General features: G+C 60.8%; 13 protein-coding genes. 6 read left to right on the top strand and 7 right to left on the bottom strand.

What is annotated here, in order from left to right; all coding sequences use genetic code 11:
- Positions 1 to 4: 4 nt before the first annotated feature.
- Together tssB and tssA are read right to left on the bottom strand one after the other, a co-directional pair.
- Positions 5 to 508, bottom strand: coding sequence for a type VI secretion system contractile sheath small subunit (gene tssB, locus ACMYUN_RS15335; protein ID WP_016772498.1), 504 nt, complete (start codon positions 506 to 508; stop codon positions 5 to 7).
- 32 nt (positions 509 to 540) lie between these two features.
- A complete protein-coding gene (tssA, locus tag ACMYUN_RS15330; RefSeq protein WP_415761055.1) occupies positions 541 to 2,103 on the bottom strand; it encodes a type VI secretion system protein TssA in 1,563 nt (520 codons plus the stop codon).
- A gap of 622 nt (positions 2,104 to 2,725) precedes the next feature.
- On the opposite strand from tssA, the gene ACMYUN_RS15325 reads away from it, so the two are divergent.
- The gene (locus ACMYUN_RS15325; protein WP_415761054.1) at positions 2,726 to 3,082 is read left to right on the top strand and encodes a hypothetical protein; all 357 of its coding nucleotides are present in this window, start codon (positions 2,726 to 2,728) and stop codon (positions 3,080 to 3,082) included.
- A gap of 97 nt (positions 3,083 to 3,179) precedes the next feature.
- Here ACMYUN_RS15325 and ACMYUN_RS15320 read toward each other — a convergent pair whose 3' ends face one another.
- The 3 genes from ACMYUN_RS15320 to ACMYUN_RS15310 form a co-directional block, all read right to left on the bottom strand.
- Positions 3,180 to 3,455: an HU family DNA-binding protein gene (locus ACMYUN_RS15320; RefSeq protein WP_003213368.1), complete on the bottom strand. Its 276-nt coding sequence runs from the start codon at positions 3,453 to 3,455 to the stop codon at positions 3,180 to 3,182.
- A 190-nt stretch (positions 3,456 to 3,645) separates the two neighbouring features.
- A complete protein-coding gene (locus ACMYUN_RS15315) occupies positions 3,646 to 4,794 on the bottom strand; it encodes an NAD(P)/FAD-dependent oxidoreductase (RefSeq protein ID WP_415761053.1) in 1,149 nt (382 codons plus the stop codon).
- Between the two features lie 20 nt (positions 4,795 to 4,814).
- Positions 4,815 to 4,982 (bottom strand): rubredoxin, encoded by a 168-nt coding sequence (locus ACMYUN_RS15310; RefSeq protein ID WP_003177199.1) that lies wholly within the window; start codon positions 4,980 to 4,982, stop codon positions 4,815 to 4,817.
- A 201-nt stretch (positions 4,983 to 5,183) separates the two neighbouring features.
- On the opposite strand from ACMYUN_RS15310, the gene ACMYUN_RS15305 reads away from it, so the two are divergent.
- Both ACMYUN_RS15305 and ubiA read left to right on the top strand, forming a co-directional pair.
- Positions 5,184 to 5,744, top strand: coding sequence for a chorismate--pyruvate lyase family protein (locus ACMYUN_RS15305; protein WP_415761051.1), 561 nt, complete (start codon positions 5,184 to 5,186; stop codon positions 5,742 to 5,744).
- Positions 5,744 to 6,634 (top strand): 4-hydroxybenzoate octaprenyltransferase, encoded by an 891-nt coding sequence (gene ubiA, locus ACMYUN_RS15300; RefSeq protein ID WP_415761050.1) that lies wholly within the window; start codon positions 5,744 to 5,746, stop codon positions 6,632 to 6,634. The genes ACMYUN_RS15305 and ubiA overlap by 1 nt, the downstream gene beginning before the upstream one ends.
- Positions 6,635 to 6,749: 115 nt before the next feature.
- Here ubiA and ACMYUN_RS15295 read toward each other — a convergent pair whose 3' ends face one another.
- Positions 6,750 to 7,133: a hypothetical protein gene (locus ACMYUN_RS15295; protein ID WP_039757314.1), complete on the bottom strand. Its 384-nt coding sequence runs from the start codon at positions 7,131 to 7,133 to the stop codon at positions 6,750 to 6,752.
- A 151-nt stretch (positions 7,134 to 7,284) separates the two neighbouring features.
- Here ACMYUN_RS15295 and phoB point away from each other — a divergent pair, with 151 nt between their 5' ends.
- The 3 genes from phoB (at position 7,285) to ACMYUN_RS15280 (ending at position 10,863) form a co-directional block, all read left to right on the top strand.
- Positions 7,285 to 7,974, top strand: coding sequence for a phosphate regulon transcriptional regulator PhoB (phoB, locus tag ACMYUN_RS15290; protein WP_007896474.1), 690 nt, complete (start codon positions 7,285 to 7,287; stop codon positions 7,972 to 7,974).
- A gap of 138 nt (positions 7,975 to 8,112) precedes the next feature.
- A complete protein-coding gene (gene phoR / locus ACMYUN_RS15285; RefSeq protein ID WP_310403681.1) occupies positions 8,113 to 9,399 on the top strand; it encodes a phosphate regulon sensor histidine kinase PhoR in 1,287 nt (428 codons plus the stop codon).
- 123 nt (positions 9,400 to 9,522) lie between these two features.
- Positions 9,523 to 10,863 carry a hemolysin family protein gene (locus tag ACMYUN_RS15280; protein ID WP_016772486.1) on the top strand — a complete coding sequence of 447 codons (1,341 nt, stop codon included), beginning with the start codon at positions 9,523 to 9,525 and terminating at the stop codon, positions 10,861 to 10,863.
- A 172-nt stretch (positions 10,864 to 11,035) separates the two neighbouring features.
- On the opposite strand, the gene ACMYUN_RS15275 is transcribed toward ACMYUN_RS15280, so the two are convergent.
- Positions 11,036 to 11,932, bottom strand: coding sequence for a peptidoglycan DD-metalloendopeptidase family protein (locus ACMYUN_RS15275; protein ID WP_039757307.1), 897 nt, complete (start codon positions 11,930 to 11,932; stop codon positions 11,036 to 11,038).
- Positions 11,933 to 12,034 lie beyond the last annotated feature (102 nt).

The following is a 12,034-nucleotide window of genomic DNA, read 5'->3' as shown; positions in this document are numbered from 1 at the left end:
AGTCTCAGGCGTCCGGGGCTGCGGCGTTCAGGCCCAGCTCACCGAGTACGCGACCGCGGGATTCGTCGTCGGCGAGCACGCCTTCGATCGCTTTACGGAACGCAGGTGCGTTACCCAGCGGGCCTTTGAGGGCCACCAGCGCATCGCGCAGTTCCATCAGTTTTTTCAGCTCAGGCACTTGCTCGACCAGGCTGGCCGGGTTGAAGTCCTTCATCGAATTGACGCGCAATTGCACGGCCAGCTCTTCAGCCTCGCCATCTTCCTGCAGACGGTTCGGCACGCTCAGCGTCAGACCCAGCTCTTGCTTGGCCAACACTTCGTCGAAGGTCATCTTGTCGATGCTGATCGGCTTGCGATCTTCGATTTTGCGATCGTCCTTGCGGTGGGTGTAGTCACCGATTGCCAGCAGCTTCAGCGGCAGTTCAATCTCTTCCTGAGCACCGCCGGTGGCGGGTTTGAAGGTGACGTTGATGCGTTCCTTGGGGGCTACCGAGCCTTCTTTGGCCATGGCTTTTCTCCTTGCGGTTGTGGCCCTGGGGCCTATTCGAGTACCACTTCGAGGTCGAGGTGGCACAGCCTGCGATAAATCTCTTCCTTGCTTTCACGTACGGCGTGGTTCTGCGGCAACAACTCGCAGCAACTGTGCAGCAGGTGCAGCACTTGCAATGCAAGATCGGGCTCCCAGGCGTGCAGGCCTGAGTCCTGTAGTGTCTGATCGAGGGTTTCGAGCTGGTTCTTGGCCAGTTCGTATTTCTTGGCCAGGAAACACAGCCGCGCGAGGCTGAACTGCCAGAAGAAGCGTTCACGGCCACCGTGGGCAGATTGCAGACCCTGCTTGAGAATCTGCACGGCCGGCTTCAAACCTTCCTTGCGCAGGATCGGCTGGACTTCCTCGAGGGCTTTTTCCCACGCCGGCTGGGTTTCGACGTTCTCGCTTTCGACCTTGCGCGGCGCGCTGGCGCTTTGCAGGTGCGGCATGACGTTGGCGGCGATCCACGCCCGGGTGGACGGATCGGCAAACGGCGCGCCGTCATGGAAGCGCAACTCGATGATGCCCGGCAGGCGCTGAATCAAAAGCGCGAAGTGGATTTCCACTTCGCGCATTGCCAATTCGGCGTTGAGGTTCTGGAGACATTCCCAGACCATCCTCTGGCCATCGAACCAGAACGGCGCCTTCGCCAGGCTCGCCTCCAGTTCCACCAGCAGGTCGGCGTATTTGCCCTGATCGAAACGGTCCTGATAGAGCTTGAGCTTTTCCAGCGGCAGGCCGCGCAATACGGTGATCTGCTCGGCGTTGCGCTCGGGCACCGCGTCGATGGTCATCCACAGCAGCGTGCGATTGAGGCGCAGAGCGCGCAAGTCGGTGGCCTTCTGTTTGAGCCACCACGCGCACAAGGGGCGGGCGCTGTCCTGCTGCGCGCGCAGGGCTTTGTGCGCATCGCGTTCGTTGTCGATCGGCGCGCCGGGGGTGAGCAACTGACTCGCGGCCTGCTTGACCTGCGCCACCGCCGCGCCCACCACGCCGGGGGCCGGCTGGTTGTCGGCGGCACGCTGGATCATGGTTTTCAGGCGGCGGGAGATCGGCAATAACAGCGGCGCGTCATCGCCCAGATGTGCAGTGCACGCTGCCTCAAGACCGGCCAGGTGCTCGGAGAGCTGCCGGAACATCGGCAACTGCTCTTTGATCGCAATGTTTTCGGTGATGACCTGCTCGAGACGCGGTACCAGCCAGCCGATCGCGGCGGCACGGGTACGGGGTTTGAGCGGGTGGACGTCGGCCCAGTTGTTTTCCGACAGATGGTGCAGCAGACCGAGGCCGGCCAGCAGCCCGGGGAAGGATTCGCGCTGGTACAGCGACCAGGTCAGCCAGGCGCCGACACGCAGATCCTTGGATTGGGTACGCAGCAGATTTTCGCTGTTTTCGCGGATTTTCAGCCAGTCGATCTGCCCGCTTTCGTGCATCGACGAAGCCTTGGCCAGCTCACTTTCCAGCGCCTCGAATTCGCTCGAGAAACGAACGTCTTCGCCCGCGAAATTCTCTTTGGAAACAGAGACTTTTGCGAGTTCGAGGTAATGGGCGGAAAGTTTGCTTGAGTAGGACATCCATGGCCTTTATTAAGGTTTACAGTCATGCGTGCGAATAGAGTTTCAGCAACGCGGGACAGTATCGAAGAGCAGTTCAGCGACTCATCCAATTGAGATGTGCTCTTTCAAGTGGGCGCATCGTAATCACTATGATGGCCACTAGCAAGCATCTGATTAAACAACAAGACGAACTGTTCGTTGAGGTCTGTAGGAGATCGCCCTATATGTCGCAGGGGTTTCCCTGAGGCCGATTAATACACGACGAATTTTCCATGACCCTGCCAAACCCTTGACCCAGAGCCCTGCGCCACGGCCGGGCGAGTTTACCTGACGCTCGTATCCTCGAGTGGCGTGCAGCATGCCAAATTCAAAAAAAAATAGAAGTAGGACACTTCCGAATACGGATAGCCATCTTTCAACCATTCGCCCGCGACAACGAACAACACGAAAAGTGCTAGCACAATGATGGCATTTCATTAACTTGAAACTTTTATCTTCAAGAAACACGCCCCTGCAGTGCAAACTCGATAGTTATCGATGCATCCGTCTCCAGAAATCCCTTCACTTCATGCCGGAGAATACTCTGACAAAACTCAGGGATACTTCTTACATGAAAACCAATGGTCAGGAGCTTTAACTCATGGAATTGAAACCCATATTTTTCGCCGCGCTTATGTGGCTGCCCATCACCCAAGCGTCAGCGGAAACCCCACCTTTGGACGGCCATTACTACCTGACCGGCGCGATGGAAATGGGCGCCGAGTTGCTCTTGCGCAAGGACGGCACCTTTGATGCCGGTGTGGCGTATGGCAGCGCCGATGGCTTTGCCAAAGGCACCTGGAAAGTCGAGAACCAGACAGTAGTGCTGGAAAGCAAAACCAAGCCTGCCTCCAACAGCGATCTGGGCGGACTGTTCCAGGACCTGCAACTGGCGATCGAGCCAAACTGCCTGGCCGTGGATTTCGGCAACGGCAAGGCCTGCTTCCGACGCCAGTAAGCCAACAGACAGCCACAAAAAATGGGCACCCGACCGCAATCGGTGTGCCCATTTTTCATTTGCGGTTCTCCCCGTTATTCAGGGGAGTACGCCGCCATCAAGGATTGACGCTGTCTTTCAACGACTTGCCTGGCTTGAACGCCACGGTGTTGCTGGCCTTGATCTTGACCGGCTCGCCGGTCTGCGGGTTTTTGCCGGTGCGGGCGCCGCGGTGGCGTTGCAGGAAGGTGCCGAAGCCGACCAGCGTCACGCTGTCCTTGCGGTGCAGGGCGCCGGTGATTTCTTCGAGGACAGCGTTCAGGACGCGGTTGGCCTGTTCTTTGGTCAAGTCTGCCTTTTCGGCGATTGCAGCGGCGAGTTCTGGTTTACGCATTAGTGAAGCCCCTTTGACGGTTTTTTGTTGTTATGTCCGTGCTGTTCTCGTTGGAACAGCGCCCAAGGCGCCGCAGGCTCTACTCTGCGGCAGACGGGAGTGAGAATGGCACGCCGCCAACGGCGGCGCCAGTCTCCCCACGACCTTTGTCGGGGCAAAAGAGCGGTGTTTACGACAGAACGACCGGCATTTACGCCAGCAGTGGCGGCAGCTGTTTGTTCAGGGCCAGTTTTTCCATGACCGCCCCGCCGGTCAGGGCGTAACCGAGCAACTGACCGTCGGCACCGTGGCACAGCGCTTTGATGTCGGCGCCCTGCCCTTCCACGCTCCAGACACCTTCGCTACCGCGCGGCGGCGGCGAAACCACTAGCGGGCACACCGGGGTTTTCACGGTAATCGGCATCGGCCCGTAGCTGACCGCGGTCGGGTTTCCAGCGAGGGTTTGCGCCAAGGCACGCGCGCAGCTCATCAGTGGCATCACGTAAAGCAGATTGAGCCCGTCGACTTCGGCGCAATCGCCCAAGGCGTAAATGTTGGCGTGGGAAGTCTTCAGGTAACGATCGACCATCACGCCGCGATTGACCAGCACGCCGGCAGCCGCCGCCAGATCGATGCGTGGGCGCAGGCCGATCGCCGAGACCACGACATCGCAAGGGATGACCTGACCATCGGACAGGTGCGCTTCGAGGCCATCGGCGACTTTCTCCAGCCGGGTCAACACCGGGCCGAGGTGAAACTTCGCCCCGATACTTTCCAGCCCGGCCTGCACGGCCGCCGCAGCGGCGGGATGCAAGAGCATCGGCATGACCTGTTCGCACGGCGCGACCAGTTGCACTTCGTAGCCGCCGAGAATCAGGTCATTGGCGAATTCGCAGCCGATCAACCCGGCGCCGAGCAACAACACTCGACGCTTGCCCGCCGCCGCGGCACGGAAGCGCGCGTAGTCTTCGAGATCGTTGATCGGGAATACCAGTTCCGCGCCGTCGCCTTCGATCGGCACGCGCACGGTTTCCGCGCCCCAGGCCAGAATCAGGTCGCGATAGGGCACGGCTTCTTCACCGATCCACAAGCGTTTGTGGCCGGCGTCGATACCGCTGATGCGCGTGTGGGTGCGCACCTCGGCTTTCAACTGCTCGGCCATGGCGCCGGGTTCGGCCATGCTCAGGCCATCGGCGTCCTTGTGCTTGCCGAAACCGGTGGAGAGCATCGGCTTGGAGTAAGAGCGGCCGTCGTCGGCGGTGATCAGCAGTAGCGGGGTTTCGCTGTCGAGCTTGCGAAACTCGCGGGCCAGGTTGTAGCCCGCAAGCCCGGTGCCGATGATGACGACTGGTGCGCTCATGCCTTACTCCTCTGATTTGCTTAGTTGATTTCGATCATTTCGAAGTCCATCTTGCCGACGCCGCAGTCGGGGCACAGCCAGTCTGCCGGAACGTCTTCCCAGCGGGTGCCCGGCGCGATGCCGTCATCCGGCCAGCCGTCGGCTTCGTTATAGATCAGGCCACAGACGATACATTGCCACTTCTTCATTCAGGTACTTCCTCGGGGTTCAGGCGTAGTGCCGGCGCGGACGGTCGATGGGTGCAGCGTTGCCATCCGGCTCAGGGCGTTTTGTACTGAGGGTGCCGGGCAGATGCAAGCCTGTTCGGCGCAACGGCGGCCGGCGCCGCTCGATCTTGTCGCCCGCCATGGTAAGCTCGCCGCCTCATTTGCGGCCAATAATGACTCATTGTGCAACATTCAAATGCCTGCCTCGCCCCGCTCTGGCTGACCCAAGACCGCCTGACGCCTCGCCCCGATCCTCTTACCCTCGACTGGTTGTTCGACGAAGGTTCGCTGACCCGCCGTTTGACCCGTTTGTCCGAGGACGGCTTCAGTGTGTCGCCGCTGTTCGAAGGCTGGGACACCTTGCGCGCTGATGAATGCGCGGCACTGGAGCTGGCCGAGGGCAGCGAAGGCTGGGTCCGTGAGGTTTATTTGCGCGGCCACGGCGAAGCCTGGGTGTTTGCCCGCAGCGTTGCCTCGCGGGCGGCCCTGCAAGGTGATGGCTTGCACATGGATGAACTGGGCAGCCGCTCGTTGGGTGAACTGCTGTTTTGTGATCGGGCATTTCAGCGCCGCGCCATTGAAGTCTGCCACTACCCTGAACAATGGTTGCCGCCAGCGGTGCAAGCCCCTGAATTGTGGGGCCGGCGTTCGCGTTTCGATCGTGGCGCGCTGAGCGTGCTGGTCGCGGAAATCTTCCTGCCGAGCCTGTGGGACGCCGCCCGCGCCCATCCGGAGAATTGCTGATGTATCAGAGCCTGCTCAAGTCCCTCAACCGGCTGAACCCGCGCGCCTGGGATTTCGTTCAGTTGACGCGCATGGACAAGCCGATCGGCATTTACCTGCTGCTGTGGCCGACGCTGTGGGCATTGTGGATTGCCGGCAAGGGCTCGCCGTCGCTGGCCAACGTGGTGATTTTTGTTCTTGGCGTAGTGCTGACCCGTGCCGGCGGCTGTGTGATCAACGACTGGGCCGACCGCAAGGTCGACGGCCACGTCAAACGCACCGCGCAACGGCCGCTCGCTGCTGGCCGGATCAGCTCGAAGGAAGCGCTGGTGTTCTTTGCCGTGCTGATGGGCATCAGTTTTCTACTGGTGCTGTGCACCAACGCGCCGACGATCTGGCTGTCGCTGGGCGGTCTGGCGCTGGCATTCACGTATCCGTTCATGAAGCGCTACACCTATTACCCGCAAGTGGTGCTGGGGGCGGCGTTTTCCTGGGGCATGCCAATGGCGTTCACCGCCGAGACCGGCGAGTTGCCGGCGGCGGCGTGGCTGCTGTGGATTGCCAATTTGCTGTGGACGGTGGGTTATGACACTTATTACGCAATGACCGATCGCGATGACGACCTGAAGATCGGCGTGAAATCCACGGCGATTCTGTTTGGCGAGGCGGATCGAATGATCATCCTTAGCTTGCAGGCATTGTCGCTGGCCTGCCTGATTCTGGCCGGGTCGAAGTTCGAGCTGGGGATCTGGTTCCACTTCGGCTTGCTGGTGGCGGCCGGGTGTTATGCGTGGGAGTTCTGGTACACGCGCAGCAAGGACCGCATGCGTTGCTTCCAGGCGTTCTTGCACAACCACTGGGCAGGGTTGGCGATATTTGTCGGGATCGTGCTGGATTACGCGCTGCGCTAATGCATGACACCTGTGGGAGCGAGCCTGCTCGCGAAGGCGTCATGTCAGTCACCTCTGCGATAACTGACACAACGCTTCGCGAGCAGGCTCGCTCCCACAGGGTTTTGGACCGTGGTTATTTGGCCTTGGCGACTTTCCAGGCGCCGTCCATTTTGCCGTCGCCGGTCATGTCGCCGGCCTTCTTGTCCATCACGAAGGTGTACAGCGGCATGCCCTGGTAGGCCCACTGCATCGAACCGTCGTCACGCTTGATCACCGTCCAGTCGCCCATGGATTTGTCACCCGCCTGCGCCATCAACGGCGGCCAGTTCGCCGCGCATTTGTCATTGCAGGCAGACTTGCCAGCGGAGTCCTTGGCGAAGGTGTACAGGGTCATGCCCTTGTGGTCGGTGTACATGCCGTCCTTTTCCATCGCCGGATCGGCCGCCATGGCCAGCCCCGGTAATGTCAGGGCTGCGGCCATCAGCAGGGCTTTGAAAGAAACAGTCATCTGAGTCATGGAAACCTTCTTTTGTGGTTGTCAGGATTCGGACTTAGAGCTTAGTTCAGGATCGGCACAAACGCCGTCGCGCTGAAATACTGTCACACGACTGCAATAATTCCGTTATCTAATGCGGCGCAAGACAGTTAAATGACAAGAGGATTAAGGCATGGTTGGCAGGAGCATTCTGATCGTCGACGACGAAGCGCCCATTCGCGAAATGATCGCCGTGGCGTTGGAAATGGCCGGCTATGACTGCCTCGAGGCGGAGAACTCGCAGCAGGCCCACGCCATCATCGTTGACCGCAAGCCGGACCTGATCCTGCTCGACTGGATGCTGCCCGGCACCTCGGGCATCGAACTGGCCCGACGCCTCAAGCGTGACGAGCTGACCGGGGACATCCCGATCATCATGCTCACCGCCAAGGGCGAAGAAGACAACAAGATCCAGGGCCTGGAAGTCGGCGCCGACGATTACATCACCAAACCGTTTTCCCCACGTGAACTGGTCGCCCGCCTCAAGGCTGTACTGCGCCGTGCCGGGCCGACCGATGGCGAAGCGCCGATCGAAGTCGGCGGCCTGCTGCTCGACCCGATCAGCCACCGCGTGACCATCGACGGCAAACCTGCCGAGATGGGCCCGACCGAATACCGCCTGCTGCAATTCTTCATGACCCATCAGGAACGCGCCTACACCCGTGGCCAGTTGCTCGACCAGGTCTGGGGCGGCAACGTCTATGTCGAAGAGCGCACCGTCGATGTGCACATCCGCCGCCTGCGGAAGGCCCTCGGCGACGCTTACGAAAATCTGGTACAAACCGTGCGCGGCACCGGTTATCGGTTCTCCACAAAAGCATAAAAGCAGCTGCAAGCTTTCAGCTACAAGCGGCAAGTGAAAGCCGATCCGTTTTAGCTTGGAGCTTGCGGCTTGAAACTCGAAGCTGCGGCTAAGGACGCCTCTGTGAATCAAAACTGGCATGGCACCCTGATTCGCCACATGCTGTTGCTGGTCACCGCCTGCCTGGTGATCGGTCTGATCACCGGCTATTACGGCTGGAGCCTGGCGGCGGGTCTGGGGCTTTATCTGGCCTGGACGCTCAAGCAATTGCTGCGTCTGCACGAATGGCTGCGCCAGCATCAACCCGACGAAGCACCGCCCGATGGTTATGGCCTGTGGGGCGAGGTGTTCGACAGCATTTATCACCTGCAACGCCGCGACCAACGGGTGCGCGGGCGTCTGCAGGCGGTGATCGACCGGGTGCAGGAATCCACCGCTGCGCTGAAAGACGCGGTGATCATGCTCGACAGCGACGGCAACCTCGAATGGTGGAACCGCGCCGCTGAAACCCTGCTCGGCCTGAAGACTCCGCAGGACAGCGGCCAACCGGTGACCAACCTGGTGCGCCATCCGCGCTTCAAGGAATACTTCGAGCAGGACAGCTTTGCCGAGCCATTGGAAATCCCTTCGCCGACCAACGATCGCGTGCGCATTCAGCTGTACCTGACCCGCTACGGCAACAATGAACACCTGATGCTGGTGCGCGATGTCACACGCATTCATCAGCTGGAACAGATGCGCAAGGACTTCATCGCCAACGTCTCCCACGAGCTGCGCACACCGCTGACGGTGATCTGCGGCTATCTGGAAACCCTGCTGGACAATGTCGAAGAAGTGAACCCGCGCTGGAGCCGGGCGCTACAGCAGATGCAGCAACAGGGCGGGCGCATGCAGACGTTGCTCAACGATCTGTTGCTGCTGGCGAAACTGGAAGCCACCGACTATCCGTCGGACAACCAGCCAGTGCAGATCGACACGCTGCTGCAATCGATCACCAGCGATGCGCAGCAGTTGTCCGGGGCGAAAAACCAGCGCATCAGCCTCGAAGCCGACGCGCGCCTGCTGCTCAAGGGCAGCGAAGCCGAGCTGCGCAGTGCGTTTTCCAATCTGGTGTTCAACGCGGTCAAGTACACCCCGGCCGAGGGCAACATCCGCATTCGCTGGTGGGGCGACGAGCAAGGCGCGCACCTGAGCGTGCAGGATTCCGGCATCGGTATCGACAGCAAACACCTGCCGCGCCTGACCGAACGCTTCTACCGTGTCGACTCCAGTCGCAATTCCAATACCGGCGGCACCGGCTTAGGCCTGGCCATCGTCAAGCACGTGCTGCTGCGCCACCGCGCGCGGATGGAAATCAGCAGCGTGCCCGGCCACGGCAGCACGTTCACCTGCCATTTCGCCCCGGCCCAGGTGGCCAGCGCACGGGCGATCAGCGCCACCGAGTGATGCCGCCCGGCACACGCCACTAGGCAATCGTACAGTCAGCCGCTACATTGGCTGCCTTGTGCCTGCCTTTCAGGTGCTGTTTCTCCCTACTATCGAATCACACGGAACCCGCAAAACTCCATCATGGACCCTTCCCCTGGCTTGTCCCTCGCTACCATTTTCGCCGACTTCGGCATGATCCTTTTTGCTCTGATCCTGGTGTTGCTCAACGGCTTTTTCGTTGCGGCGGAATTCGCCATGGTCAAATTGCGCTCGACCCGGGTCGAGGCCATCGCTGAACAACACGGCTGGCGCGGGCACATCCTGCGCACCGTGCACAGTCAGCTCGATGCCTACCTGTCGGCGTGTCAGCTTGGCATCACCCTTGCCTCCCTCGGTCTGGGCTGGGTCGGTGAGCCGGCGTTCGCGCACATTCTCGAACCGCTGCTGAGCGCGGTCGGCGTCGACTCGCCCGAGATCATCAAAGGCGTGTCGTTCTTCACCGCGTTCTTCATCATTTCGTACCTGCACATCGTGGTCGGTGAGCTGGCGCCCAAGTCGTGGGCGATCCGCAAACCCGAGCTGCTGTCGTTGTGGACGGCAGTGCCGCTGTACCTGTTCTACTGGGCGATGTACCCGGCGATCTACCTGCTCAACGCCAGCGCCAACGCGATTCTGCGTATCGCCGGGCAAGGTGAACCCGGCCCGCACCATGAACACCATTACAGCCGCGAAGAGCTGAAACTGATCCTGCACTCCAGCCGTGGCCAGGATCCGAGCGATCAGGGCATGCGCGTGTTGGCTTCGGCGGTGGAAATGGGCGAGCTGGAAGTGGTCGACTGGGCCAACTCCCGCGAAGACTTGATCACCCTGGAGTTCAACGCGCCGCTGAAGGAAATCCTGGCGATGTTCCGTCGCCACAAGTTCAGCCGTTATCCGGTGTACGACAGCGAGCGCCAGGAGTTCGTCGGCCTGCTGCACATCAAGGATCTGCTGCTGGAACTGGCGGCGCTGGACCACATTCCCGAGTCGTTCAACCTGGCCGAGCTGACCCGCCCGCTGGAGCGCGTATCGCGGCACATGCCGCTGTCGCAGCTGCTGGAGCAGTTCCGCAAGGGTGGCTCGCACTTCGCCGTGGTCGAGGAGGCTGACGGCAACATCATCGGCTACCTGACCATGGAAGACGTGCTGGAAGTGCTGGTCGGCGATATTCAGGACGAACACCGCAAGGCTGAACGCGGCATCCTCGCCTATCAGCCGGGCAAGCTGCTGGTGCGCGGCGATACGCCTTTGTTCAAGGTCGAGCGCCTGTTGGGCATCGATCTTGATCACATTGAAGCGGAAACCCTCGCCGGGCTGGTCTACGAAACCCTGAAACGGGTGCCGGAAGAGGAAGAAGTGCTGGAAGTTGAAGGCCTGCGGATCATCATCAAGAAGATGAAAGGGCCGAAGATTGTCCTGGCCAAGGTGTTGATGCTCGATTGATGGGAGTTTGGGGGGCTCTTGTGGCGAGGGGATTTATCCCCGTTGGACGGCGCAGCCGTCCCAAAACCATTGAATGCAGTCAGTTAGTACAGAGTTGCAATATTTGGGGCCGCTTCGCGGCCCAACGGGGATAAATCCCCTCGCCACAAAAACCCTCAACACCCTATCGCGCCTACTGCTTGCCCAACGCAAAGTTGGGTAACGCCCCCAGCGGCTGGTTGAACTGATACGGTATCGACACCAGCCCCTCTCCGGTATTGCGCTGCACCACGAAGTGCAGGTGCGGGCCGCTGCTGTTGCCGGTGTTGCCGGACAGCGCCAGCGGGCTGCCGACCTTGACCCGCTGGCCTTCGCGCACGCTCACCGAACCCTGTTTCAGATGCAGGTACACGCCCATGGTGCCGTCGTCGTGCAGCACCCGGACGAAATTGCCGGAGGCATCGGTGCCGCGCCCGCTCTGGGAGTTCTCGGTCTTGACCACCACTCCCGCTCGCGCGGCGATGATCGGCGTGCCCACCGGCATGGCGATGTCCATGGCGTAACGATTCTTCGGCCCGTAGTGGCTGTACTGGCCGTTGGCGCCTTGACTCAGGCGAAACGGCCCGCCACGCCAGGGCAGCGGATAGCGATAGCTCTGCGCGGTGCCTGCGGGGTCGCCCAGCGAATATTGGAACTGCGGCGAATACACCAGCGGCTGGTCACGGCTGATCGCCGTCAGCAGCGCCAGCCGCGTGTTGCTGCGCGGTGGCAGCACGCGACGGATCGCCTGCGCGGGCGCGCCACGCACATTGCTCGTGCCGATGAAGGCCAAGGCAACCTCGACCGGCGCATACAGATCGTTGCGCGCAAACACCACGTCGACGCCCTTCTGCTTTTTGATGTCCAGGTACACCTGGCGATCAAGGTGCTCGACCATCCGGTCCTGGAACACGAAGACTTTCGCGCCCTTGCTCGGGCGGTCGCTGTACGAGACCACACCATTGGCGTCGGTGGATTTGTAGATGGTCATGGCCATCGCCAGCCCGGAGGCCAGGCAGAGACCGCAGAAAAACAGCAGGCGCGCGAGCATGGGCAAAAGTCTGTCGAAGGAAGGCCTGGGAATCAGCCTAGCAGCTGAGACAGACCAGGCTAGTCGACAGATGTTTCAAATTCGCCTGCACGGGAGATGGTT

Origin of the sequence: Pseudomonas sp. CP4 (assembly GCF_047758505.1) — a bacterium.
In the GTDB taxonomy this organism is placed as follows: domain Bacteria; phylum Pseudomonadota; class Gammaproteobacteria; order Pseudomonadales; family Pseudomonadaceae; genus Aquipseudomonas; species Aquipseudomonas fluorescens_AO.
The sequence above is the reverse complement of the archived record's forward strand: the minus strand, read 5'-3'. Positions and strand labels throughout refer to the sequence as shown.